This window comes from Bradyrhizobium sp. Ken64 (genome assembly GCF_055807555.1).
This window is the reverse complement of the sequence record NZ_JBVVPA010000003.1, coordinates 305,660-330,482: the sequence shown is the minus strand read 5'-3', so window position 1 is coordinate 330,482 and position 24,823 is coordinate 305,660. Positions and strand designations below refer to the sequence as shown.

The following is a 24,823-nucleotide window of genomic DNA, read 5'->3' as shown; positions in this document are numbered from 1 at the left end:
GGTTTGGAGGCAGAAGTCAAATGCATGCTGCGGCGCTTGTTCAGCCCGTTGGAATCGCGAGGGAAATTAGGCATGACCGGACAAGCCGCGCGGCAGGCAGGCGGCGTGGCTTCGACCGGTCAGGCTTGGGCAGGTCGCCTCAGCCGTGCACGATCGCCTTTTCGATCATGCAATGGATGCCCTTGGAGCCGTTCACGGTCTGGGTCACCCGCAGATCGGCCGCCAGGCTGCACAGCGTATAGGCGTCCTCGCGCGACAAATTGCGCCTCTCGCCGAGCAGCACGATCATGTCGCGCAGCGCCCGCACCACGCACTGGTCGAGATCGGGGTCCATCGCCATGGTCATGTAGTGCGTCGCCGTCTCGCCGCGGGGATAGTCGAGCCTGAGGTCCTTGCGCAGCGTCAGGCGAAAGCGGCCCTGGAGCGCGGTCTCGATCGCGGTGACGCAGACCTCGCCGTCGCCCTGCACGCCATGGCCGTCGCCGCAGGAGAACAGCGCGCCCGGGACGAACACCGGCAGGTACAGCGTCGCACCCGCGCCAAGCTCCTTGTTGTCGAGATTGCCGCCCATGGCGCGCGGGACCAGCGAGGAGATGCGGCCCCAGGCGGGAGGCGGCGAAACTCCCATCACGCCGAAGAACGGCTTGAGCGGCAGGTCGAGCCCCCACGGCATGCGGGCGACCATCCGCGACCGGTCGAGCGGGATGTTCAGGATGCGCGTCTCGTGGAAATCGTCGGGCAGCGTGCCGGACAGCGGCTTGATCATGTTCCAGCCCCAATCCTGCCGGAGCTGGACGTCCAAGATCTCGACCGCGAGCACGTCGCCGGGCTCGGCCCCCTCGACCGCGATCGGGCCGGTGAGGATATGGCCCGGCAGCATGCGCTCGTTCCTGGCGTGAACCTCGTGCATCTCGGGCGGGATGTGAAACTTGCTGGGGTCGGGCAGCATGTCCGGACCGCCGCTGATGGTGTCGATCGTGACCTCGTCACCGCTCGCGATCGTGAGAACGGGCTTGAGCGCAGCCTCGAAGAAGCCCCAATGACAGGTCTCGGGGCTGGAATGCAGGTGGTGATGGGTCATTGGCCGCCTCTGGTCGGTTGTTTCTGAGCTTCCCATGAGCGACGGCCGGGCTTGACCAGGCAATCGATCCTCTTCCAAGAAGCTTTCTGAAGATCGACGGGCGGGTCAAGCCCGCGCGCACCAGGCACGATCATTCCAGCGAGGCTCCCCTGCTTTTTGTCCTGTCCAAGACCCTCGGCGCCGCGGTGCTGCCGATCAACTTGATGATCGAGCTCGGGATCGTCTCGGTTGTCCTGATGGCGACGCGCTTTGCCGCATTCGGTCGCAAGCTCGCCGCGGCCACGCTGATCATGCTGGCACTCGCCGCGTTCTCGCCGCTCGGCAACCTTTTGCTCTATCCGCTGGAGTCGCGTTTTCCGCCGTGGGATCCGTCGCGCGGTGCGCCCGATGGCATCATCGTGCTCGGCGGCTCGATCGACACCGATCTGTCGGCGGCGCACCGCACGCCGATCGTCGCGCACGCGGCCGATCGCCTGTTTGCGCCGGCCGAGCTCGCGCGCCGCTATCCGAACACGCGGGTTGTTTTCACCGGGGGCACCGCGAACCTGGTTTCGACGGACTCCCGCGAGGCCGACTACTCCGCGCCGATCCTGGAGAATCTGGGCATCGCGAAGCAGCGCCTGACCCTCGAGCGGGACTCCCGCAACACCTACGAGAATGCCATCTTCACCAGGCAATTGGTGGCACCCAAACCGGGCGAACGCTGGCTTCTGGTCACCTCGGCCTTTCACATGCCGCGTTCGATGGGGATCTTTCGCAAGGCGGGATTTGAGGTCGAAGCCTATCCGGTGGACTGGCGAATGGGCGGGCGTGACGATCTCTTCTCGTTCACCAATGTCGGCGCGGACGGGCTCGGCCGAACCGAGGTCGCCATGCGCGAATGGATCGGGCTGGTCGCCTACCGCCTGATGGGCCGGACTGGCGAGTTGCTCCCGGGACCGGCCAAGGACTAGAACCGTTCAAGAAACAATAACAACGCCGGCGCGCGACTGCCGGCCGGGAGGACGCCATGCAACAGCAGAGTGCAGACAGCATCGATCTTGCCGGGCTCGTCGCCGATCTCAACGGCCTGCTGCGGCTGAAGACCACGGTGATCGGCATGAAGCTGTTCGCGCGCACCGCGGACATGGAGGCAATCCCGAAAATCCGGCGGCCGAACGCGGTCCACACCACCGACCAGATCGTCAGCATGGCGGCGCGTCTGGGCTGGACCGTCGGCATCACGGCCGACGATCTCGTCGGCGCGCAATGCCGCGCGGTGATCGGCCTTGCACCGCAGGACGAGAAATGGCTCGCCGGCGAAAACTATGTCGGGGTCTGGCACGGCACGGCAGAGGACGCACGCAAGCGCCAGGAGGCGCTGGACGTGGTTCCGTTCGGGCAATATCAGGCGCTCGCGGTCAGTCCGCTGTCGAGCGGCCGGCTCGATCCGCCGGACATCTGTCTCGTCTACGCGACGCCGGGGCAGATGATCATCCTGATCAACGGGCTGCAATACACCGGCTATAAGAAGTTCGAATGGGGCGTGGTCGGCGAGACCGCTTGCGCCGATTCCTGGGGCAGGGCGCTCAAGAGCGGCGAGCCCAGCCTGTCCTTGCCATGCTATGCCGAACGGCGCTATGGCGGCGTGCCGGACGAGGAGATGCTGATGGCCCTGAAGCCGGAACATCTCGCCAAGGCGGTTCTGGGCATGAAGGCGCTGGCGAAGAACGGCCTGCGCTATCCGATCCCGCCCTATGGGATTCAAAGTGACGTCCGTGCCGGCATGGGCGTGAGCTACGCGAAGAAGTAAAGCAAAGGCCGACCATGAGCTCTGCGAAATTCGACATCGTCGTCTATGGCGCGACCGGTTTTACCGGCCAGCTCGTCGCCGAATACCTGACCCAGCATTACAAGAGCGACCATTCGCTCAAATGGGCGATGGCAGGCCGCAGCCTCGGCAAGCTGAAATCGGTGCGCGATGCGATCGGCGCGCCCGGGAATACGGCGCTGATTGTCGCGGATGCGTCGGATGCTGCTTCGCTGAAGGCGATGGCGGAGCAGACGATGTCGGTGATCACCACTGTCGGGCCGTACCAGCTCTACGGCGAGGAATTGCTCGCGGCCTGCGTCGCCACTGGCACGGATTATTTCGATCTCTGCGGCGAGCCGATCTGGATGCGCCAGATGATCGACAAGTACGAGGCGGCTGCAAAAGAGAGCGGCGCGCGGATCGTGTTTTCGTGCGGCTATGATTCCGTGCCGTTCGAGCTCGGTACGTTCTTCGTCCAGGAAGAGGCCAAAAATGTCTTCGGCGCGCCGGCCCCGCGGGTGAAGGGCCGCGTGCGCGACATGCGCGGCACGCTCTCGGGCGGCACCGCCGCGAGCGCGAAGGCGACCTTCGACGCCGTGGCGAAGGATCTCAGCCTTGTCGCCATTCTCAACGATCATTTTGCGCTGACGCCCGGCTTCAGCGGCCCAAAGCAGCCGAAAGGCAACAGGGCCGCCTTCGAGGAGGACCTGCAATCCTGGACGGCGCCGTTCATGATGGCGCTGATCAACACGCGCAACGTTCACCGCTCCAACATGCTGATGGGATTTCCCTACGGCCAGGACTTCGTCTACGACGAGATGGTCCTGACCGGTCCCGGCGAGAAGGGGGAGGCCAACGCCAAGCTCGTGATGGCTGCCAATGCGGGCAAGACCGGCCCCGACGCACCGAAGCCGGGCGAGGGGCCGTCGAAGGAAGAGCGCGAGAACGGTCTATTCGATCTGCTCTATATCGCGATCGCACCTGATGGCCGCATGGTTCGCGCCGGCGTCACCGGCGACCGCGATCCCGGCTACGGCTCGACCTCGAAGATGATCTCCGAATGCGCCATCTGCATGCTGCGTGACACGACCGACGTCGCAGCCGGCTTCTGGACGCCGGGCGCGGCGATGCGGCACAAGCTGATCAAGCGGCTGGTCGAGAACGCGGGGCTGACGTTCGCTGTGGAGGAGTAGCTGTCACCTTCGCCTCTCCCGGGCGGCGAAACCGACCTTTCATCCTCAAGCCGTCTCGCGTGTTGAGCACGAGCAAGGTGATGTTCACAGCTCCTGCGGCAAGCTCGACAGCCTGCACTGCATTGAAGACTGCATCGAGCTCGGCGGCGCTCGCCTTGTGTGCGAGGAACAGTGCGGCCGGGACCAGGACCAGGATGCCATTGCCGGCGATCAGCGGCATTCGCTTGATCTTCGCGCCGACCAGGCCGGCTCGCCGACCCCGTGCCAGCGTAAGGCCCATGCCGCCCGCCGCCGCCAGCGCCGGGACCAGCAAAAGAAAGCCCCATGGTATGGCCGTCTTGACGGTGGTGATGACGGCTTGGGATGCGAAAAGCTCGCTGAGCGCGGTCGACAGCCAAAACGTCGAGATGGTCAGAAGCGCGATGGCGCCAGCGATGGGATGAATCACCCTGATCATAATTGGGTTCCCTTGACCGAGGACGGCTAGCTTGTTCAATGTGACATGATGGTGTCGATATTGATGATGCAAAGAACCATATTGACATGATGGTGTCAATAAATTCATGGTGACAATATGCGCGCTACGAAGCGATCTCCGGCCGGTGATGTCTTGACCGACCTCATTCTCGATCTGTTCAGGGTCAACAACCTGACCGTGACGTGGGGAGACCGACTGGTCGCTCCGCTCGGTCTGACCAGCGCCCGCTGGCAAATTCTGGGGGCGATCGTAACCGCGGACCGCGCCCAGCCGGTCGCGTGGCTCGCCCGCGATCTCGGAGCGAACCGCCAGAACGTTCAGCGCATCGTCAATGACTTGGCGCAGGAAGGGCTCGTTACGTTTGAGCCCAATCCACATCACCGTCGCGCCCACCTTGTGGTGCTGACGGACAAGGGACGGAAGACTTACGATGCTGCCATCCGCCTGTATGACCCCAGGATCAACTCTCTCGTGCAAGGTCTGCCGATGGAAGACCTCAGGACCGCCGGTCGCCTCATGAAGGTGCTGCGCAAGAGGCTTGAAGACCAAGAGAGTGCTACAGAGGCTTGATCAATCGTCGTGCCGACATCGACTATGTGGTGACGCTCTGCGTCCTTCTAGCGCCGCCCGTGCCGAGGCCGAGTACGATTCGACCTGATGCGCTTACACCGCCCGCGCATCGTACGCGTACATGAAATCCATGCCCTTTGCGCCGAGCGGCAGCAGCCATTTCATCATCTGATTGCGGATCCACGCGCCGGTGGCGCTGAACTCGCGCTTGCTGTTGCCGTTGCGGCGGGCCATGGCGACGATCTTTTCCGCGCGCGGGCGCCGCTCGGCCTCGAAGGCCTGGAAGGTGGCGCCGAGCTCCTGGCCTTGCTGCATCAACCGGGCGAGGCGCATCGCATCCTCCAGCGCGAGCGAGGCGCCCTGGCCGGCATGCGGGCTGGTCGCATGGGCGGCATCGCCGATCAGCAGCGAGCGCTTGCGCGACCAGGTCGGCAGGGTGGCGACGTCGAGCGTGTCGGTGACCACGATGTTCCCGGCTGCCTCGATGATGCCAGGGATCGGATCGTGCCAGCCGCGGTGGAAGCCGCGCAGATGCTGCTTCAGCGTTGCATGGTCGAGCGCGCGAAACATCGCCGCGTCCATGCCGTGCGCCGGCTGCGTGCTCCACCACATCACGCCGTCGTCCGGATCGGGGCTGCAATAGCCGTAGCCGAAGAAGCCGCTCTGCCCGAACGTGGTCTCGACGTTCCGGCCGATGGGCCGGCAGTCGAGGACGGCGTGCGGCACGAAGCCGCCGAAGCCGATCAATCCGGTGTCGAACGGCTGCGGCCCGTCCGGCACCACCTGGCGGCGCGCGACCGAGTGTACGCCGTCGGCGCCGATCAGGAAGTCGCCTTCGGCCGTGGTGCCGTCGGCGAAGTAGGCGATGATCGGCTGGTCGCCGCGATCCTCGATCTTGATCAGGCGCTTCTCGAAATAAAGCGAAACGCATGCGCACCAGGCCTTGTCGATCAGCATCTCGTTCAGCGTGGCGCGGCAGACATTGACCGCGGGCTGGCCGAAGCGCCGCGCCATGTCGCGGTTGATCGAGCCGAGCCTCTCTCCGGCTTGCGAATAGAAGTCGAACGATTCCGCGATCGAGCCGCGGCTGATCAGCTCGTTCGAAAGGCCGATCTCGTCCATGACCTGCATGCCGTTCGGCGCGATCTGAAGGCCGCCGCCGATGCCTTTCGAATAGGGCCAGGCCTCGTAGATCGCGGACTCGATGCCGGCGCGGCGCAGCAGGATCGCCGCGACGGGGCCGGCGATGCCGGCGCCGATGATCAGGGCCTTGCGGGGACGATAGGACATCGCTTGCTCCCGACGTTTCCGTGGTGCTAGGAGAATTATGGTCGCTAAATATCTTAGTGACTAAGATATATATCGACTAAGAGATGAGGTCGGCCTTGTCAAGGACGAAGGCGCGCGCTGCGCTGCTGCAGGAGCTCGAGGAGGCGATGCGCAGGTCGTCCGCGCAGGGCGTGCTCTATGGCCAGACCGTTGCGAACGTTGCCGGAATTGCCAATTCCGACCTCGAATGCATGGACATCCTGTATCTCGAAGGCCGCGTCACCGCCGGCCGGCTCGCCGAAGTGACGGGGCTCACGACCGGCGCCATCACCGGGGTGATCGACCGACTCGAAAAGGCAGGCCTGGTGCGTCGTGAGCGCGACGATGCCGATCGTCGCAAGGTTTTCATTGCCGTCGTGCCGGAGGCGATAGAAAGGCTGGGCCAGTTCTACGTGCCGATGCAGCGGGCGATGGAGAAGGTTCTTGGCGGCTATTCCGACCAGGAATTGCGTCTGCTGCTGCGCTTCGCCAATGAGGGCTACAAGGGTGTGCTTGCGGCAACCGCGGCGCTGAAGGGCCTGCTCGACACGCCGCCGGAGAAACGCCCCGATCTCAAGCTGAAGAAACTTCGTCGCCAGCCCTAGACTTGTAGATCTGCGCCGCCGCGATCATGCCCCACATCGCGCCCAGCATCATCCAGAAGTGCCGCCAGTGGTCGGTATCGATCACGAAGCTTTCGCCGACGGTGCCGACGAAGGCGGAGAACACCGCGAGATAAGCGCGCTGCCAGGGCACAGGCACGAAGATGTGCCTGACACCCATGATGACGGTCGTGAAGACCAGCGCGGGATAGCAGATGCCGGACAGCCAGCCGCCCGACATGAAGGCGTTGAGATAGGAGTTGTGGGTGTCCTCGGGAAAGAAGCGGTGGAATTGCAGAGGGCCGATGCCGAACGGCAGGTCGAGTGCCATCTCCGCTCCCAGGATGTGCCGGCCGAACCGGCCGAACCTGCCTTCGTCATAGCTCTGGTCGAAGCTCGCGCGCTGCTTGAACATCTCGGCGGTGGAATCGAACGACATCAACACTGCGATCAGCGCGAGGCCCAGCACCGCCGCCAGGATCGCCATGACGATGATGCGCGAGCGCTGCGCGTTGGTCCGGCTGGTCAGCACCATCAGCGCCAGCATGAAGGCGGATGTCAGCACCAGCCCGCCCCAGGCGGCGCGGGAGAACGCGAGCAGGATCGCCAGCGACATGATGCCGAAGGCGATGACGTTGCGGAACGCCTTGCCGGCCTTGTCGGAGACGACGCTCTGCAGCGAGAACAGCGCCGGCAGGATCAGGAAGGCCCCGAGCACGTTCGGGTCCTTGAAGGTGCCGCGCGCGCGTCCGTACAGCGTGAGGAGGTCGTCGCCGCCGGGAATAAGGTGGAAGTAGCCGGCGACCGCCGAGAGCGAGGCGACCATCGCGCCGACAACGAGCCCGCGGCGGAGCATGTCGAGCCGGGCCGCGGTGTCCTCCGACGTGACCATGGCGAAGAACACGACTGTCACCGCCATGTACCAGGAGGTCGCAATCCAGCTCACGACCTCGGACTGCTCGAACAACGGGATCGCACTGATGGTGTAGCCGATGTTGAGCAGGACCAGCATCAGCACCAGTGGCATCAAAGCGAGCCGCAGACGCAGGCCGGTGGCGAAGAAGGTGACGGTGGCCAGCAGCGTCACGATCTCGTAGGGGCTCGGCTCGATGAAGACGATCGCGCCAGAGGCGCCGACCAGCCATACCAGCGCGCGCTGGAGGGCCAGCACGCCGGGCGCAGCGCGAACCGCTGCATTCATCTCCCCGGCTGTTGCCGCATACGCCATCACACGCTCATTCGTTTACGCAACTGCTACGCGCACAAATACCTCTGTCATCGCCCGGCTTGACCGGGCGATCCAGTATTCCGCGGCAGCGCGGCTGAATCTCAGCGCCGCGGCGTACTGGATGCCCCGCCCCAGTGCGCAACTGCGCACAAGGCGGGGCATGACCACAACTCAATACGCATTCTCGTTTTTGGTCAGCAGCGAGATCGGCGTCTTCAGCAGAATGACGAGATCGAACAGCACCGACCAGTTCTCGATGTAATAGAGGTCGAACTCGACGCGTTTCTGGATCTTCTCTTCATTGTCGATCTCGCCGCGCCAGCCGTTGATCTGGGCCCAGCCGGTGATGCCGGGCTTGACCCGGTGGCGGGCGAAATAGCCGTCGACGGCTTCGTCGAACAGGCGGCTTTGCAGCTTGCCCTGCACCGCATGTGGACGCGGGCCGACCAAAGAGAGATCGCCGGAGAAGACCACGTTGAAGAGCTGCGGCAGCTCGTCGAGGCTGGTCTTGCGGATGAAGCGGCCGACGCGGGTGACGCGCGAGTCGTTCTTGGTCACGACCTTCGAGGCCGTCGGATCGGCTTGATGATGGTACATCGAGCGGAACTTGTAGACGTCGATGCGCTCGTTGTTGAAGCCGAAGCGCTTTTGGCGGAACAGCACGGGGCCGGGGCTGTCGAGCTTCACGGCCAGCGCCACCAATCCCATCACCGGCAAGGCCACGAGCAGCGCGAGGGTGCCGACGACGCGGTCGAACAGCCATTTCATCACCAGGTCCCAGTCGGTGATCGGCGCCTCGAACACGTCCAGCGTCGGCACCTCGCCGATATAGGAATAGGAGCGGGGGCGGAAGCGCAGCTTGTTGGTATGTGCGGAGAGGCGGATGTCCACCGGCAGCACCCAGAGTTTCTTCAGCATCTCCAGGATGCGCGTCTCGGCGGAGATCGGCAGAGCGAACAGCACGAGATCGACGCGGGTGCGGCGGGCGAACTCGACGATGTCGTCGACCTTGCCGAGCTTGCGCGCGCCGGCACAGGTATCGAGCGCGCGGCTGTCGTTGCGGTCGTCGAATACGCCGAGCACGTGGATGTCGGAATCCTCCTGCTCCTTCAGCGCCTCGACCAATTGCTCGCCGTTGCGGTCGGAGCCGACGATGATGGTGCGGCGGTCGAGCCGGCCCTCGCGCCCCCAGGCGCGCACCAGCGAGCGCAGCACCAGACGCTCGCAGAGGAGCGCGCCGAGCCCGAGGACGTAAAAGGCGGCAAGCCACAGCCGCGATATTTCGCTGCCGAATTTGGCGAAGAAGGAGATGCCGGTGAACAGCAGGAAGACGAACGACCAGGACGAGATCATCCGCGTCATCTGCCGGAGCTGACCGCGGAACAGCTGCACCTGATAGATGTCGGCGGCCTGGAAGCAGACCACGGCGGACACCGCGACGGCGATGATCTGCGCGGGATAGATCCAGCTGAAAGAGCCGGCGTGCGGCATCACGTAGCCGAGATAGAGTACGATGCCGACGAGGCTCAGCAGTGCGAAATCGGCGAGGCGTACGAAGCCGGTGATCACGATCGGTGAATAGGCGCGGGCGACCTTCTGGTTGACGACGTCGAGCGCGGCGGGCGAGAGCCGCTGGCGGCGCTCCACAAAGGGCCGGTCAGCCGGCTTCGCCGCGGCGCTGGTCGCGGCATCGAGCATCGAGCGTGCGTTGAGCGGTTCCACGGGCGTCCACGTCCATTCCAAAAACCCGCGGGCCGCGTCCTTGCTGCCCGGGCGAGCATCCCCTGGCCCTCGGATTATCGGACAAATCGGAAGATTCTCTAAAGCGGGTCTTAAGAATGGTTAGTGATTGGTAAATGCGTCGCGATAGCCCGCGAGCACGCCCTCGACCATCGCCTGCTGGGAGAAATGCGCCGAGATGCGCTCGCGAAGGGACGAGGCGCGCTGCGCTGTTCCCAGCGGATTGTCGAGCGCAGCGGCAATCGCCTCGGCCATGGCTTCCGCGTTGCTCGGCGCGAACAGCGCCGGGTTCTCCGCGCCGAAAATCTCGGGAATGCCGCCGATCTTGGACGCAATCATCGGAATGCCGGCGGCGCCGGCCTCGATCACGACGTAGGGCATGGAATCGCCACGCGAGGGAACGACCAGTAGCCGCCCCTTGGAGAAGCCGTAGCGTGCCTTGACGTGACCGATGAAGCGGATGGCGCCGGAGAGGCCGAGCCTCTCGACTTGCGCTTTCAGCGCCGCGGTCTCCTCGCCGTCGCCGCCGAGCGTCAGCGTGACCTTCTTGCCGCCCTCGTGCAGGCGCGCCACCGCTTCGACCAGCAGATCGGCGCCCTTGATGTGCCTGAACTCACCGACATAAGCGAGGTCGGTGGCGTCGTCGGCCATGACGACAGGTTCGAATTCCTCCGGCGTCACGCCGTTGAAGACGCAATGCACCACGCCCTTCGGCTTGCCGACGATGCGTTGATAGGTGTCGCGGGCAAACGCGCTTTCGAACAGGAACAGGTCGGTCGCGTCCATCAGCGCACGCTCGAGCCGCGCGTAAAACTCGCCCTTGAGGGTGTTGAGGGGATAATGCAGCGAGCCGCCATGCGGGGTGTAGATGCGGATGGTGTCGTCGGATCGCCGCCGCATGCGGATGAAGGCGCCGGCCTTGGCGCCGTGGCCATGCATGACGTCGGGCTTGAGCGTGGCGATCAGGCGCCGCAAGCGGAACCAGACCAGAACATCGTCAGGCGACGGTTCGCGGCGGATCGCCATCCGGTGCACGCCAAGCTTCAGCCGCGGTGCGAGCTCGGCAAGGGCCTTGTCGGCGCGCTCACCGCCGGTGAGACTGTCGGCGAGGATGCCGACATGATGGCCACGATCGACCTGGCCGTTGGCGACGTCGAGGATGTGGCGGAAAATGCCGCCGACCGGAGCGCGCACGGCGTGTAGGATACGAAGCGGCTGGTCGGGAGAGGGGGGCATGATCAAAACCAGCGCTCGACGGCGAATGCTCGAACAAACTCACGAAATATCGAGACGGATTAAGAGCCCTCGTGGTTAACAAACGGTGACGGGCGTGCCCGCGCGAGCTGCGGCACGCCACGATTAACCCAGCGGCAACCTTAATGGAGTGTAATCGCCCTGGTTGAGGTAGGTTCGTGGCGTTGCGCCTGCGGGAGTGTTCGATGCGTTTAGCGTTCTGGCGTGCCGGCAAGGACAAGGCGGTGGTCGAGCGGGCTGTCTCGAAGGCCGCAGCCAAGCGGGCCGAACTCGAGCCCCGGGTTGAAGCGAAGCCCGCACCCATTGCTCCGAGGCCGGCGCCAGTCGAATCCGGCGACATCGACCTGCACGCACTCGGCGCGGCATTGGCGCGCAAGCGCGGCTGGATCATCGTGCCGACGGTGCTGGCGCTCGTCGCGTCCGTCGCGATCGTCAATCTGATCACGCCGCGCTACAAGTCTGAATCCCGCATCCTGATCGACGGCCGCGAGAACGTGTTTCTGCGCCCCAACAGCGATCGCGCCGAGGAACGGCAGGCGCTCGACGCCGAAGCCGTCACCAGCCAGGTGCAGCTCGTGCTGTCGCGCGATCTCGCGCGCGAGATCATCAAGAAGAACAAGCTTGCGGAACGGCCCGAGTTTGATCCTGTGCTGCAAGGCATTTCGCCGCTGAAGTCGCTTGCGGCGCTGGTCGGCATCGGCCGCGATCCGTTCTCGATGACGCCGGAAGAGCGGGTGCTGGACGCCTATTACGAGCGCCTCCAGGCCTACGCCGTCGACAAGTCGCGCGTCATCGTCATCGAATTCCAGTCTGCCGATCCCGATCTCGCCGTGCGCGTCGCCAATTCGATCGCCGACGGCTATCTCGTGCTCCAGCAGGATGCGCGCCAGGATCAGGCCCGAAACGCCAGCCAGTGGTATGCCGGCAGGATCGACGAGCTGCGACGGAATGTCTCCGAGGCCGAAGCGAAGGCCGAGGATTTCCGCTCCAAGTCGAGCCTGTTCGTCGGCACCAACAACACGACGCTGTCGAACCAGCAGATGGGCGAGGTCAACACCCAGCTCAACAATGCGCGCGCGCTCAAGGCCGACGCCGAGGCCAAGGCGCGCCTGATCCGCGAGATGATCCAGAGCGGCAAGCCGATCGAATCGTCGGAAGTGCTGAATTCGGAATCGATGCGCACGCCCTCCCAGCAACGCGTGGCGTTGCGGGCGCAGCTGGCCGAGCAATCGTCAACGTTGCTCGGCAACCATCCGCGCATCAAGGAATTGAAGGCGCAGCTCGCCGACCTCGACAGCCAGATCCGCGACGAGGCCGCCAAGCTCGCCCGCACGCTCGAAAACGACGCGCGTGCCGCCAGTGGGCGTGTCCAGGAATTGTCGGCGAGCCTCGAGCAGCTCAAGAAGCAGGCGACGGCCACCAACGGCCAGGACGTACAGCTCCGCGCCCTCGAGCGTGAGGCCAAGGCCCAGCGCGACCTGCTCGAAACCTATCTCGCGAAGTACCGCGAAGCCAACACCCGCGAGACCATCGACACCGCGCCGACGGATGGCCGCATCATCTCGCGCGCCGTGGTCTCGAACACGCCGGCCTATCCGAAGAAGCTGCCGATCGTGCTGATCGCGACGATCGCGACACTGCTGCTCTCGTCCGGCGTCGTCGTCACCGGAGAGTTGTTGCGCCAGACTGCGCCCCGTGCGGTGGCGGTATTCGCGCCAGCGCTGACGCGGGCGTCGGCTCGCCAGGAACAGATCGTCCAACCGGTGGTAGTCGAGCCCTTCGTCGATCCGGTCATCGATCCAGTCATGGCAGAACCCGCGCCGCTGCAGCCGGAGATGACGGCCGATGCCGATGTCACCGAATTCGCGGAGATCGAGCGTCTGGCCGACAGCCTGCGCGCCGCCGGGGCCTTGGCGAAGAAGGTCACGGTGCTCGGCACCGCGAGCGGCGAAGCCATCACGCTGTCGACGCTGACATTGGCCCGGCATCTCGCGCGCGACGCGCGGGTCGTCGTGGTCGATCTCGCCGCGTCCTCGCCGACCATCGCCGCCGTGTCCGTCGATGCCTCGGCGCCCGGCCTTGCCGAACTGATGCAGGGCGAGGCGTCGTTCGCGCAGATCATCACCCGGGACAAGCTCTCGCGGCTGCATCTCGTCATGGCCGGCCGTCCCGGCTTCGATCGCAGCCTGTTGCAGTCGCCCCGCGTGACGCTCGCGATCGACGCGCTGCTGCGCGCCTACGACCACGTGCTGCTCGATGCCGGCACTGCCTCCGACCTTCCCGCCGAGCTCCTGACGGCGAATGCCCGCGCCGTCGTGGTGCCCGACGCGTCGATGACGCCGGATGCACGCGCGCTGATGTGCGAACAGCTCAGCGCCGTCGGCTTCAGCGACGTGACGATGCTGCGCAGGTCCGTGCAGCCGTCGGGTGCAAGGGACGCGCCGCGCGTCGTGGCGGCGTAATGTCCTTGCCATCTCTGTGGGGCCCGAGCGAGCGCCTCGTCCTTCGAGACGACCGCTTCGCGGTCTCCTCAGGATGAGGCTTGGCTAAATCGGAATCCGTTGAAGGTGCTGCCGCGAATTCTCCCCTCATCCTGAGGGCCCGCCAGAGGCGGGCGTCTCGAAGGATGCGCCGCAAGGGAGCGTTTCCCAACCGGGAAATTCTTACCCGAACGCTCGCCGCAGCCGCTGCGCGAGGTCGAACAGCATCTGGTTCTGTTTCACCAGCCGCTTGCCGTGGCTCAGCGAGGACATCGCCATTGCCGCGAATTTCCCGCGTGACGTTAGCGGAACAAAACTGTCGAAGATGTCCTGGTCGTCCTTGCAAAACATCCGCTTGTACTCGTCCGAGCCGATGCCGAGGTCGAGCGAGCGGTAGCCGCGCTCGGCGCAGCGGTCGATGATGTAGCGCATCAGGATCAGCCCGGGGCTGTAGCGGGCGTGCTCGGACATCGTGTAGGTGTTGAACATCATCGAGAAGCGCTGGCCGTCGGCGACGCCGGCGAAGATCGCGATCACCTCGTCGTCGCATTCGAGCGCGTGGATGTCGATGACGCGGCCGTCACCACGTGGCGCAAGGCAGGCGCTGCGGACGAATGGCTCGACGCCGGGCTCGGCGAAGACGTTGGGAAGCTTCTGTTCGGCCATCCGCGCCGGCTTGACGCGGAAGAACCAGTCGAGCAGGCGGGTGATGTCGGCGTCGGTCGTCGCCAGATGATAGCGATAGCCGGCGAGCGCCTGGAGCTTCTTCTCCTTGCTCTTGAGGCGGCGGCGGAAGGAGTTGCTGATCCGCGATGCCGGCGGGCCGCCCGGTTCCATCGTGAGCAGCGGGCAGCCGTTGATCGCGCTCTGGCGTGGCAGGTGCGCGAACGGGTTTTGCTGGTCGTTCCAGTGCAGCGGCTGCTGCGTCAGTGCGAGCACGTCGGCATGTTCGCTAAGCGGTGCAAACAGCGCGTCGAGATCGGCGCTGGCGACCTGCGCCGCAAACCCAGCGTTCCACAAGCCCATGTTGAAGGTCGTATGCTTGCCGCCCATGAAGCAGGCGGTGCGCACGCCATGGTTCTGACGCAGCGAGAGCGGCAGCAGCAGCAGCGGCTGATGCTCGGCGTCGCGGCCAACGACGATGAAAGGGCGGGCGCGTTCGTGCTCGCCGACCAGACGCTGCCAGGGACTGAGCAGATCAAATCGCTGATAGGGCGTGAAGAGGTGACCGGGCTGCTCGAAGCCACGCCAGACGGCCTCGGCCGCGCCGAGATCTGTGACGATATCGACATGCGCGATGCGGCCCGCTTTCGACCCCGCTGGCAATTCTGCCGTCCGGCTTTGCATCGCCGCAGCCATGGTCATTCGCGAACCTGTCGAGAAATCAAAATATGCGTAATTCGGCCTGTGGCCGACCTTTGCAAAGAAATGTCAACAAAGGGTAATGACTATAGGGGGGGAACGGCCGCCGACGGGCGCGAGGTGGGATAGTGGCATCCGACGACAGATGGCTGGAACGGCTGCGCCTTGAGCTGACCTGGCTCACGGGCCAGGCAGCGCTGCGCAGTCGTGGTGCCGGCGCGATCCTGCGCTTTGCGCATGTGCGGCCGCGGCGCGGCGGGTTTCAGCCGCTGCGCGAAAACGAGATCACGCCGCATTTCCTCGATCGCGCCATTCGCGCGCTGAAGCGGTGGAAGTATGATTTTCTCGGCATGGACGAGGTCTGCCGGCGCGCGGTGACGCTGTCCGAACACCGGCGCTTCGTGGCCCTCACCTTCGACGGTGCCGGCAAGGATCTGATCGACTTTGCCTATCCGGTGCTGGCGCGTCACGCCGTGCCCTTCACGATCTACGTGCCCACGGCGTTTCCCGACGGCGTCGGTGAGGCCTGGTGGCTCGGACTCGAACAGGTGATCGCGCGCGAGAGCCGTGTCAGCCTGATGATGGGCGACAAGGAGCAGCGCTTCACGGTTACTGATAACGCCGAGAAGCAGGCGCTGTTTTCGTTCCTCGAGGCCTGGCTGCGCTCGCTGCCGCCGGCGGATGTGTCGGCTGCGATCGCAGACCTCTGCACGCGCTACCGGGTCGACCTTGCCGCGCTCTCGCGCGAGGCATCGATGAAGTGGGAGGATCTGGCGAGGCTTGCGGCCGATCCGCTGGTGACGATCGGCAGTGCGACCGTGAACTATCCCGTTCTCGCCAACATGAAGGATGCGGCGGCGCTGCGCGAGATGACGATGGGCAAGGCGGTGGCGGAAGCGGCCTTCGATCGCGATATCCGGCATCTCGCCTTTCCGTTCGGCGATCGCGCCTCGTTCCGGCGCAGCCATGTCATCATGGCGGAGGAGGCCGGCTTTGCCAGCGCGGTGACGACGATCCCGGGCGTCGTGGATGCGGAAGGGCGCACCAATCTGCGCGCGCTGCCGCGCATTTCCTGGGATGGCCGGGTGCGCTCGCTGCGCATCATGCGGGTGCTGGTGTCGGGGGTTGCTTTTGCGCCGGTGAAACCGACGGGCGGAACTACGAACTAGTTTTCGCCCGGTCCGGCCGCTGCATCCAGCTCACGATCGGCATCGCCGGCAGCACCCAGCCCATGCCGACCACCACGTAATAGATCGCCTGCCGCCAGCCGGATTCGGCGATCCACGGCATCTGCGCCAGCGCCATGCCGAGCAGGGCCCAGACGGTGGCGAGCACCAGGAGCAGGAGGGTGCCGAGGAACTTGCGGGTGCGGATCGTCATGACGGAATATCGCGGCTTTCGCGTAACTTGCGCTGCGGGAGCGGGGGACTATAAGGGGCACGCAGTCCGGTTCAAGCTCTGGTTTTGCCTCGAATGACGACGATTTCCGCCCCGTCCGAACCGCATCGCGCCGTGCGCCGGTGGCTGATCTCAGTGGCTGCGCTGATCGCTCTGATGGTGCTGGTCGGCGGCGCGACGCGGCTGACTGAATCCGGGCTCTCGATCGTCGAATGGAAGCCGGTCACGGGCAGCGTGCCGCCACTCTCGGAAGCGCAGTGGACGGCGGCCTTCGAGGCCTACAAGACGATCCCGCAATATCGCGAACTCAACGCCGGCATGAGTCTGTCCGAGTTCAAGGAGATCTTCTGGTGGGAATGGAGCCATCGGCTACTCGGCCGTTTCATCGGCGTCGCCTATCTGCTGCCGTTCCTGTTCTTCCTCTGGCGCGGCGGCCTGTCCGGTGAGTTGAAGCGGCGGCTATGGCTGTTGTTCGGGCTCGGCGGGCTCCAGGGCGCGGTGGGCTGGTGGATGGTGGCCTCAGGCCTGTCGGGACGCGTCGAGGTCTCGCAATATCGGCTGGCGACGCATCTTGTGCTCGCGCTGTTGATCTTCGCCGGCATCGTCTGGACGGTGCGGCGGCTCGCCGAACGGCCGCAGATCGCAGCATCGTCGCGGCTGCGCTTCACCAGCGCCTTGCTCCTCGTCGTGACCTTTATCCAGATCTATTTCGGTGCGCTGGTTGCGGGTCTGCGCGCCGGTCGCGCCTACAACACCTGGCCGCAGATCGACGGCGCGTTCATTCCCTCAATGGAGCGGCTGTGGTTCGAAACGCCGTGGTGGCGCAACATGTTCGACAATGTGCTGACGGTGCAGTTTGAGCACCGCATGACGGCCTATGCGCTGTTCGCGCTGGCGGCGTTGCACGCGTTGGATGCGGTCCGTTCGCGCGCGGGGGCCGCGGCAAGCGGGGCGCTTTTGCTGTTGGGCGGGGTGAGCCTGCAAGCATTGCTCGGCATCCTCACGCTGCTCAACCAGGTGCCGATCGATCTGGCGCTCGCGCATCAGGCGGTCGCCATCGTGGTGCTGACGCTTGCGGTGATGCAGACAGAGCGGCTCGCTCCACGGCATTCGACCGAGGTGCAGCCACGCGCGGTTCCCGTCGGTCAGCCCGGCTGATCGGATCAGCTCTTCAGCAATAGCCGTAGATGCCGCACGAGTAGGGCAGGCGCCAGAAATAATCGACCTGCGCCCCGCCGTAATACGCGCCCTGATAATCATAGTCCCATGGGCGGCCATAATAGCCCGGCAGCGTGTGGGAGCCGGGCAGCAGCGGCGTACCTGGCAAGTTGCTGACGTAGCTGCCGATGCCGTAGGCCGGCGAGATCAACGCATCCGGATCCTTCTCGACATAGACATGCGGCGGAGCGGCGGCCTGCCGCTTCGGCCTGGCCGGCAAATCGGCGGCCATCGCCGCCGTGACCATCAGCATTGCCGCAAGGGCAGGCACTATCCAGCGCAGCATCTTCGGCTCCGAATCAAAGAGGGCGATCCAGTGACGATGTATGCGGCAGATATGGTTAACGACTGTTAACTGGAGCCGCACTCCGGGGCACACCAAAGCGCCCCGGAATGACGTTGATGCTACGCGCCCAGCGCCTGTTCCAAATCGGCGATCAAGTCTTCCTTGTCCTCGATGCCGATCGAGAGCCGCACCACGTCGGGGCCGGCGCCGGACTTGATCTTGGCGGCGTCGTCGAGCTGGCTGTGCGTGGTCGAGGCCGGATGGATGACGAGCGAGCGGGTGTCGCCGACATTGGCCAGATGCGAGAACAGCTGCAATTTCGACACCAGGCTGACGCCGGCATCGTAGCCGCCCTTCAGGCTGAAGGTGAACACGGCGCCGGCACCCTTCGGCGCGTATTTGCGTGCGAGCTGGTTGTACTTGTCGCTTGCAAGGCCCGCATAATTCACCGCGGCCACCGCCGGATGGCCGGCGAGGAATTCGGCGACCGCCTTCGCATTGTCGCAGTGCTTCTGCATGCGCAGCGGCAATGTCTCGATGCCGGTGAGGATCATGAAGGCGTTGAACGGCGACAGCGCCGGTCCGAGGTCGCGCAGGCCGAGCACGCGGCAGGCGATCGCGAAGGCGAAATTGCCAAACGTCTCCTGGAGCCGGATGCCGTGATATTCGGGCCGCGGCTCGGAGAGCATCGGATATTTGCCGCCGGTCGACCAGTCGAAGGTGCCGGCATCGACGATGATGCCGCCGATCGAATTGCCGTGGCCGCCGAGAAATTTCGTCAGCGAGTGCACGACGATGTCGGCACCGTGATCGATGGGACGGATCAGATAGGGCGAGGCCAGCGTGTTGTCGACGATCAGCGGGACGCCCGCCTTGCGCGCCACCGTCGAGATCGCCTCGATGTCGGTGATGCTGCCGGCCGGATTGGCGATGGACTCGATGAAGATCGCTTTCGTGCGCGGCGTCACCGCGCGCTCGAAGCTCGCAATGTCATCGGGATCGGCCCACACCACGTTCCAGCCGAAGCTCTTGAACGCGTGCGTGAACTGGTTGATCGAGCCGCCATAGAGCTTTCGCGCGGCGATGAACTCGTCGCCGGGCTGGAGCAATTGCTGCAGCACCACGACCTGCGCGGCATGGCCCGAAGCCACCGCAAGCGCGGCCGTACCGCCTTCGAGGGCTGCGACGCGCTCTTCCAGCACCCCGTTGGTGGGATTGCCGATGCGGGTATAGATGTTGCCGAACGCCTGCAGGCCGAACAGAGAGGCGGCATGGTCGGCGTCGTTGAAGACGAACGACGTCGTTTGATAGATCGGAGTCGCGCGCGCACCGGTGGTGGGATCGGGCTGTGCACCGGCATGCACGGCGAGGGTCGAAAATCCCGGAAGGCGATCGCTCATGGAGGGCGTCCTGTTCTCGTGGCCTGAAATCGCGCGGCATGCTGATTGGCGCCGCGGCTGCCGTCAAGGCGCGGCTTCACATCGGAACGATCGTGCTACGCATTGTCGCGTTCGCGAAATGAAACCTTCGCAACTGCGTCAGCTTTGCTCGCTCTTGTTCTTGGCGGCGCGGTCCGATGCCGCGGTGTCGCCGCCGCCGACACTCATCCGATTGAGGGATAAGCGCATGCCCTGCGTCGGCACCGGGGCGCGTTTGGAGCTCAGCGTGCGTGAATTGACGCCCATCCAGGAGATCTCCGACGACAGGCGGCCATATTCGATCTTGGGGCAGCGGTTCATCACCACCTTGATACCGACCGATTCCGCCTTCAGCGCCGCCGCATCGTCGCGCGCCCCCAGCTGCATCCAGATCACCATCGGCAGCGGATCGAGCGTGAGGGCTTCCTCGACCACCGGCATGATGTGACTGGAGTTGCGGAAAATGTCGATCATGTCGACGGGACGGCCGATGTCGGACAGCGAGGCGACGAAGGGGTTTCCGAGCAGCTCCTTGCCGACATGGCCGGGATTGACCGGAATCATGTCGTAGCCGCGCTGGGCCAGATATTTGAACGCGAAATAGCTCGGCCGCACGTTGGCAGGCGAGGCGCCGACCATGGCGATCGTTTTCACGTTGTTGAGAATGCCCCGGATGTAATTGTCGGGATAGGCGTCGTGGTTCATTTTTTTCTTTCGTTCGTCATTCCGGGGCGATGCGCAGCATCGAACCCGGAATCTCGAGATTCCGGGTTCGGCTCTGCGAGCCGCCCCGGAATGACGGTGTAACAAATACAGTCACTCGTCCCGCCATGTCGGCGTGCGTTTCTCGATGAAAGCGCCGATGCCTTCCTCGGCGTCTCGCGCCATCATGTTCTCGGTCATCACCTCTGCCGCATAGCGATAGGCGTCTGCAAGGCTCATCTCGGCCTGGCGATAGAACGCCTCCTTGCCGAGCTTGACGGTATAGGCGGATTTCAGCGCGACCTGTTCGGCCAGCGCAATGGCGGCGTCGCGCTCGGTGCCGGCGGCGACGACACGATTGACGAGCCCGATCTCGCGGGCGCGCGCGGCCGGGATCGGCTCGCCCGTCAGCAGCATCTCCATCGCCTGCTTGCGCGGGACGTTGCGCGATAGCGCCACCATCGGCGTCGAGCAGAACAGGCCGATGTCGACACCGGGAGTGGCGAAGTGTGCTGCTTCCGAGGCGATCGCCAGATCGCAGCTTGCCACGAGCTGGCAGCCCGCGGCGGTGGCGATGCCCTGGACGGATGCGACCACGGGCTTGGGCAGGCGCACGATCGCCTGCATCATCGCGCTGCAGGCGGTCATCATCTCGGCGAAGAAGGCGCGGCCGCGATCCGGGTCGGTGCGGCGCGCGGTCAGCTCCTTCATGTCGTGGCCGGCGGAGAAGGCGGGGCCGTTGGCCGCGATCACGACACCGCGGACGGACTTGTCGTCGCGGATCTCGTTGAGCTCGGCATGCAGGCTTGCGATCATCGTCGCCGACAGGCTGTTGCGGGCGGCCGGGCGGTTGAGGGTGAGGACCGCGATGGGGCCCACGGTCTCGCGCAGCAGGATCGGCGGTTGCGGGGAGGGGACGCGGGCGGCCTGGACGGACATCGAAGCGTTTCCGGTTGGATTATTGCGATTGGATGACGCAGATAACTTAATGTAACAGGGGACGTGAAGCGAGGGTGAGGGGTAGCATGGCGTTAGCGAAAATGAGCGTGGCGGAGCTCGAGCAGTTCCTTCGCAACGAGTTTCCCCAGGCCTTCAGTGGCGACGACATCACCATCGAGAGCGCGGACGGTCAGGCCTGCCTTTTGCGTCAGCGCTACAGCGAAAGGATGCTGCGGCCGGGCGGAACCGTGTCTGGCCCGACCCTGATGGCGCTCGCCGATTTCGCGATGTACGTGGTGCTGTTGTCCGCGATCGGGCCGATCGGGCTCGCCGTGACCACCAATCTCAACATCAACTTCCTGCGCAAGGGGCAACCCGGGCAGGACGTGCTGGCGGAGGCGCGGCTGCTCAAGCTCGGAAAGCGCCTCGCCGTCGGCGAGGTGAAGCTATTGTCCGGTACCTCCCCCGATCCGATTGCGCATGTCACCTCGACCTATTCCATTCCAAACGTTTGATCTTTTTGCAGGTATCTTAATACCATAATTCTAAGCCATTGATCTTGAACGTGTAAATTCCGCCTTTGGGCATTGACCGCAGCGCCGCTGTTCTCTAGAAAACCGCCCAGTCCGGTGCGGTGTTCGCGCCGATGCTCCCCGTCCACGGAAACTCTGACATGAAAACCTTTTCGGCAAAGCCGGCTGAGGTGACGAAGAAGTGGGTACTGATCGACGCCAAGGGTCTGGTCGTCGGCCGTCTCGCCACCATCGTTGCCATGCGCCTGCGCGGCAAGCACCTCCCGACCTACACCCCGCATGTTGATTGCGGCGACAACATCATCATCATCAACGCGCAGTATGCGGTTCTCACCGGCCGCAAGCGCGAGCAGAAGACCTATTACAAGCACACCGGTTATGTCGGCCACGTCAAGGAGCGCACCGCGCGCCAGATCCTCGAGGGCAAGCATCCCGAGCGCGTGCTCGAGAAGGCCGTCGAGCGCATGATCCCGCGTGGCCCGCTCGGTCGCGTCCAGATGGGCAACCTCCGCGTCTATGGCGGCGCCGATCATCCGCACGAGGCCCAGACGCCCGAGAAGATCGACATCGCCAAGTTGAACCGCAAGAACACGAGGGCCGCATAACATGGCCGAATCCATCCAGTCGCTCGACCAGCTCTCGCAGCTCAAGACGGCGGCCGCGCCCGACGCGCCCAAGCACGAGAAGAAGGTCGACAAGTTCAACCGCGCCTACGCCACCGGCAAGCGCAAGGACGCGGTCGCCCGCGTCTGGATCAAGCCCGGCGCCGGCAAGGTCACGGTCAACTCGCGCGAGGTCGAGGTCTATTTCGCCCGTCCCGTGCTGCGCATGATGATCGAGCAGCCGTTCTCCGTGGCCGCGCGGTCCGGCCAGTATGACGTGATCTGCACCGTCGCCGGCGGCGGTCTGTCCGGCCAGGCCGGTGCCGTCCGTCACGGCATCTCCAAGGCGCTGACCTATTTCGAGCCGGAGCTGCGCACCGTGCTCAAGAAGGGTGGCTTCCTCACCCGCGACTCCCGCGTGGTCGAGCGCAAGAAGTACGGCAAGGCCAAGGCCCGCCGGTCCTTCCAGTTCTCGAAGCGTTAATCGCTTCGGTCGCATTCGCCGCGAAAGCGGCTTCAATGAGATGCAAAAGGGCGCTGATTTCAGCGCCCTTTTTGCTGTTCGTTTGTATGCAAATTGATGGCGTGTTTCCTGAAAACTTGGCCCCGCATGAAAACCTGAATGGAACCCGCGGGACATAGCGTCGCATTTGGAAGGGCGCGCAAATCGGTTGAGCCGGTCGCGTAACTGCTATGTCTAGAAGGGGGCCGACATGATGTCGCTCGATAGCATCACGCTCTATTTGGTCGCCACCATGGTCGCCGCATTGCTCGGCGCCATGATGGTGTTTTTCGGAAGGCAGGAGAACAGCGCTGCGCTGAAATGGTGGGGCACTGCCTATCTGCTCGGCGCCGCATCGGTTGCGCTCTGGACGGCGGCGGGCGACAGGCTGGGGCCGCATCTTTACCTTGCGCTGAACGCGGTCGGCTTCGTCGCCTGCGGCATGGTGTGGAACGCGGCGCGCGTCTTCCACGGCCGCAAGCCGAATTGGCCGGGTCTCCTGGTCGGCGCGCTCGCCTGGGCCGCTGCCGCCACGCTGCTCGATCCCACCGCGTCCATGCTGCGCATGATCGTCGGCGCCGGCATCGTCTCGGTCTATGCGGCGCTGACCGCGAGCGAGCTCTGGGTCGAGCGGCGCAAGAGTCTGCAACGGCGCTGGCCGGCCTTCGTGGTCCCGGTGATGCATGGCTGCGTCTTGATGCTGCCGATCCTGCTCGGCAGCTTCCTGCGCCCGAACGATGCCGGCTTCTCCACCAGCATCTGGGTCACCGTGTTCGCGGTCGAACTCGTGCTTTATGCCGTCGGCACGGTGTTCGTGATCTTCATGCTGGTGTCCGAGCGCACCGTCACCGCGCACCGGACCGCCGCGTCCACCGATCCCCTGACCGGCATGCTCAACCGCCGCGGCTTCTCGGAAGCCTGCGGACGCGTGATCGAGCGCGAGGCCAAGGCCGGCCGTCCCGTGACCGCGATGATCTTCGACATCGATCATTTCAAGTCGATCAACGATCGCTTCGGCCATCCCGCCGGCGACGAGATGCTGAAACTGTTCGCGACCGTCGTCGTCAGCAATCTGCGCATCAGCGACATGTCGGGTCGCATCGGCGGCGAGGAGTTCGCCGCCCTCCTGCCGTGTTCGCTCGAGGAGGGCGTGCTGGTCGCCGAGCGCGTGCGCGAAGCCTTCGAGACCTCCGGCGTCGTTGTCGATGACGGCCCGGTCGACACCACCGTCAGCATCGGCGTCGCCGGCGGTCCGGCCGGCACCGAGCTTGAAGTGCTGCTGGCCTCGGCCGACACCGCGCTCTACCAGGCCAAGCGCGGCGGCCGTAACCGCGTCGAGGCGGCGGAGGAGCTGCCATTGTCGCTGGAGAACTGGCGCCGCCAGAGCGCCGCGCGGATCGGTGGGCCCAACACGCCGTCCAAGGCGCAGACGGCGACCGCCTAGGCATAGGAGGCCTTGCGGTAATCCCCTGTTTACCATTCGATCCCTACCATTGCGGTCATGGAATCGATCCGTCGACAGAATCCGCAGGCTGCCCTGATGTCGCTCGAAGCCGCGGCGACTTCGGCACGCGGCGGCTTCGCCTGCTTGTTCTCGACCGCGGACGAATACGAGAGCGCGCTGATCACCGAGCGCCGCGCCCAGGGGCGTTACACGCAAGGCCGCAATTACTGGCCGCTCGCGCTGTTCGCCGGTTGTGCGCTGATGGTGGCGGGCACCGTTGTCCTGCTTGCCTGAGTGATCTGCATTTCTGGACCGGGCAGGGCGCCGTTTCGGCGCCTTTTTCTTTGTCGCGGTCTGCGGTAGACACGCCCATCGAACAAAAATGGGTGGAAACAGATGATCACCGAGATCGCGCAAATCGACGTCAAGCCGGGCAGCGAGAAGGATTTTGAGGCCGCCGTCGCCAAGGCCAAGGCCGCTTTCGGCCGCGCCAACGGTTTTCACGGTTTCGAGCTGCACAAGTCGATCGAGAAGCCGCAGCGCTATCGTCTGATGGTGAAGTGGGAAACGCTCGAGAACCACACCGTCGATTTCCGCGGCTCCGAGAATTTCGCCGAATGGCGCGGCCTCGTCGGCCAGTATTTTGCGGCACCCCCTGAGGTCGAGCACACCGAAACCGTGCTCACCACCTGA

26 protein-coding genes are annotated in these 24,823 nt (G+C 64.7%); 14 read left to right on the top strand and 12 right to left on the bottom strand.

Annotated features, from left to right (window positions below):
- Positions 1-139 precede the first annotated feature (139 nt).
- Positions 140-1,081, bottom strand: a complete 942-nt coding sequence (locus AC0L2F_RS07405) for an acetamidase/formamidase family protein (RefSeq protein ID WP_063996106.1) — start codon at positions 1,079-1,081, stop codon at positions 140-142.
- 185 nt (positions 1,082-1,266) lie between these two features.
- On the opposite strand from AC0L2F_RS07405, the gene AC0L2F_RS07400 reads away from it, so the two are divergent.
- From AC0L2F_RS07400 to AC0L2F_RS07390, 3 genes are read left to right on the top strand one after another with little or no spacing between them, the layout of a single operon-like run.
- Positions 1,267-2,034, top strand: a complete 768-nt coding sequence (locus AC0L2F_RS07400; RefSeq protein WP_473247981.1) for a YdcF family protein — start codon at positions 1,267-1,269, stop codon at positions 2,032-2,034.
- A 56-nt stretch (positions 2,035-2,090) separates the two neighbouring features.
- Positions 2,091-2,873, top strand: a complete 783-nt coding sequence (locus AC0L2F_RS07395) for a DUF169 domain-containing protein (RefSeq protein WP_473247980.1) — start codon at positions 2,091-2,093, stop codon at positions 2,871-2,873.
- Positions 2,874-2,887: 14 nt separating this feature from the next.
- A complete protein-coding gene (locus AC0L2F_RS07390) occupies positions 2,888-4,066 on the top strand; it encodes a saccharopine dehydrogenase family protein (RefSeq protein ID WP_473247979.1) in 1,179 nt (392 codons plus the stop codon).
- On the opposite strand, the gene AC0L2F_RS07385 is transcribed toward AC0L2F_RS07390, so the two are convergent.
- Entirely contained in the window at positions 4,017-4,523 is a 507-nt protein-coding gene (locus AC0L2F_RS07385; RefSeq protein ID WP_473247978.1) for a hypothetical protein, read from the bottom strand. The two genes, AC0L2F_RS07390 and AC0L2F_RS07385, sit on opposite strands and share 50 nt — an antisense overlap.
- Positions 4,524-4,640: 117 nt before the next feature.
- Here AC0L2F_RS07385 and AC0L2F_RS07380 point away from each other — a divergent pair, with 117 nt between their 5' ends.
- Complete coding sequence (locus tag AC0L2F_RS07380) at positions 4,641-5,114, top strand: MarR family winged helix-turn-helix transcriptional regulator (RefSeq protein WP_473247977.1); 474 nt, start codon at positions 4,641-4,643, stop codon at positions 5,112-5,114.
- 93 nt (positions 5,115-5,207) lie between these two features.
- Here AC0L2F_RS07380 and AC0L2F_RS07375 read toward each other — a convergent pair whose 3' ends face one another.
- Entirely contained in the window at positions 5,208-6,404 is a 1,197-nt protein-coding gene (locus AC0L2F_RS07375) for an FAD-dependent monooxygenase (protein ID WP_473247976.1), read from the bottom strand.
- 146 nt (positions 6,405-6,550) lie between these two features.
- Here AC0L2F_RS07375 and AC0L2F_RS07370 point away from each other — a divergent pair, with 146 nt between their 5' ends.
- Positions 6,551-7,027: a MarR family transcriptional regulator gene (locus AC0L2F_RS07370; RefSeq protein ID WP_050992708.1), complete on the top strand. Its 477-nt coding sequence runs from the start codon at positions 6,551-6,553 to the stop codon at positions 7,025-7,027.
- Here the strand turns inward: AC0L2F_RS07370 and AC0L2F_RS07365 are convergent.
- From AC0L2F_RS07365 to AC0L2F_RS07355, 3 genes are all read right to left on the bottom strand, one after another.
- Positions 6,996-8,252, bottom strand: coding sequence for an O-antigen ligase family protein (locus tag AC0L2F_RS07365; RefSeq protein WP_473247975.1), 1,257 nt, complete (start codon positions 8,250-8,252; stop codon positions 6,996-6,998). The genes AC0L2F_RS07370 and AC0L2F_RS07365 overlap by 32 nt on opposite strands.
- 171 nt (positions 8,253-8,423) lie before the next feature.
- The gene (locus AC0L2F_RS07360) at positions 8,424-9,974 is read right to left on the bottom strand and encodes an undecaprenyl-phosphate glucose phosphotransferase (protein ID WP_473247974.1); all 1,551 of its coding nucleotides are present in this window, start codon (positions 9,972-9,974) and stop codon (positions 8,424-8,426) included.
- Between the two features lie 120 nt (positions 9,975-10,094).
- Complete coding sequence (locus AC0L2F_RS07355; protein WP_007611043.1) at positions 10,095-11,228, bottom strand: glycosyltransferase family 4 protein; 1,134 nt, start codon at positions 11,226-11,228, stop codon at positions 10,095-10,097.
- 203 nt (positions 11,229-11,431) lie between these two features.
- On the opposite strand from AC0L2F_RS07355, the gene AC0L2F_RS07350 reads away from it, so the two are divergent.
- Positions 11,432-13,708 (top strand): GumC family protein, encoded by a 2,277-nt coding sequence (locus AC0L2F_RS07350; RefSeq protein WP_473247973.1) that lies wholly within the window; start codon positions 11,432-11,434, stop codon positions 13,706-13,708.
- Between the two features lie 201 nt (positions 13,709-13,909).
- Here AC0L2F_RS07350 and AC0L2F_RS07345 read toward each other — a convergent pair whose 3' ends face one another.
- Positions 13,910-15,091, bottom strand: coding sequence for a GNAT family N-acetyltransferase (locus AC0L2F_RS07345; protein ID WP_473247972.1), 1,182 nt, complete (start codon positions 15,089-15,091; stop codon positions 13,910-13,912).
- A 125-nt stretch (positions 15,092-15,216) separates the two neighbouring features.
- Between AC0L2F_RS07345 and AC0L2F_RS07340 the strand changes: the two genes are divergently transcribed.
- Complete coding sequence (locus AC0L2F_RS07340) at positions 15,217-16,257, top strand: polysaccharide deacetylase family protein (protein ID WP_473247971.1); 1,041 nt, start codon at positions 15,217-15,219, stop codon at positions 16,255-16,257.
- Here AC0L2F_RS07340 and AC0L2F_RS07335 read toward each other — a convergent pair.
- Positions 16,247-16,468, bottom strand: a complete 222-nt coding sequence (locus tag AC0L2F_RS07335; protein WP_473247970.1) for a DUF2842 domain-containing protein — start codon at positions 16,466-16,468, stop codon at positions 16,247-16,249. The genes AC0L2F_RS07340 and AC0L2F_RS07335 overlap by 11 nt on opposite strands.
- A 93-nt stretch (positions 16,469-16,561) precedes the next feature.
- On the opposite strand from AC0L2F_RS07335, the gene AC0L2F_RS07330 reads away from it, so the two are divergent.
- On the top strand, positions 16,562-17,644 hold the full coding sequence (locus tag AC0L2F_RS07330; protein ID WP_473247969.1) for a COX15/CtaA family protein: 1,083 nt from the start codon (positions 16,562-16,564) through the stop codon (positions 17,642-17,644).
- Positions 17,645-17,657: 13 nt separating this feature from the next.
- Here AC0L2F_RS07330 and AC0L2F_RS07325 read toward each other — a convergent pair whose 3' ends face one another.
- The 4 genes from AC0L2F_RS07325 to AC0L2F_RS07310 all read right to left on the bottom strand — a co-directional run bounded on the left by AC0L2F_RS07325 (position 17,658) and on the right by AC0L2F_RS07310 (position 21,049).
- Entirely contained in the window at positions 17,658-17,990 is a 333-nt protein-coding gene (locus AC0L2F_RS07325; RefSeq protein WP_473247968.1) for a hypothetical protein, read from the bottom strand.
- 119 nt (positions 17,991-18,109) lie between these two features.
- Positions 18,110-19,390, bottom strand: coding sequence for an O-acetylhomoserine aminocarboxypropyltransferase (locus AC0L2F_RS07320; protein WP_473247967.1), 1,281 nt, complete (start codon positions 19,388-19,390; stop codon positions 18,110-18,112).
- 138 nt (positions 19,391-19,528) lie between these two features.
- A complete protein-coding gene (locus AC0L2F_RS07315; protein WP_473247966.1) occupies positions 19,529-20,113 on the bottom strand; it encodes a CoA-binding protein in 585 nt (194 codons plus the stop codon).
- A 111-nt stretch (positions 20,114-20,224) separates the two neighbouring features.
- The gene (locus tag AC0L2F_RS07310) at positions 20,225-21,049 is read right to left on the bottom strand and encodes an enoyl-CoA hydratase (protein ID WP_473247965.1); all 825 of its coding nucleotides are present in this window, start codon (positions 21,047-21,049) and stop codon (positions 20,225-20,227) included.
- An 86-nt stretch (positions 21,050-21,135) separates the two neighbouring features.
- On the opposite strand from AC0L2F_RS07310, the gene AC0L2F_RS07305 reads away from it, so the two are divergent.
- The 6 genes from AC0L2F_RS07305 (at position 21,136) to AC0L2F_RS07280 (ending at position 24,823) form a co-directional block, all read left to right on the top strand.
- Positions 21,136-21,564, top strand: coding sequence for a PaaI family thioesterase (locus tag AC0L2F_RS07305; RefSeq protein WP_007611026.1), 429 nt, complete (start codon positions 21,136-21,138; stop codon positions 21,562-21,564).
- A 158-nt stretch (positions 21,565-21,722) separates the two neighbouring features.
- Positions 21,723-22,187, top strand: coding sequence for a 50S ribosomal protein L13 (gene rplM / locus AC0L2F_RS07300; protein WP_007611024.1), 465 nt, complete (start codon positions 21,723-21,725; stop codon positions 22,185-22,187).
- A gap of 1 nt (position 22,188) precedes the next feature.
- Positions 22,189-22,668, top strand: a complete 480-nt coding sequence (gene rpsI / locus AC0L2F_RS07295; RefSeq protein ID WP_007611021.1) for a 30S ribosomal protein S9 — start codon at positions 22,189-22,191, stop codon at positions 22,666-22,668.
- A gap of 229 nt (positions 22,669-22,897) precedes the next feature.
- Positions 22,898-24,130, top strand: coding sequence for a GGDEF domain-containing protein (locus AC0L2F_RS07290; protein ID WP_473247964.1), 1,233 nt, complete (start codon positions 22,898-22,900; stop codon positions 24,128-24,130).
- Between the two features lie 57 nt (positions 24,131-24,187).
- Positions 24,188-24,424: a hypothetical protein gene (locus AC0L2F_RS07285; RefSeq protein WP_063996120.1), complete on the top strand. Its 237-nt coding sequence runs from the start codon at positions 24,188-24,190 to the stop codon at positions 24,422-24,424.
- Positions 24,425-24,526: 102 nt separating this feature from the next.
- A complete protein-coding gene (locus AC0L2F_RS07280) occupies positions 24,527-24,823 on the top strand; it encodes an antibiotic biosynthesis monooxygenase family protein (RefSeq protein ID WP_473247963.1) in 297 nt (98 codons plus the stop codon).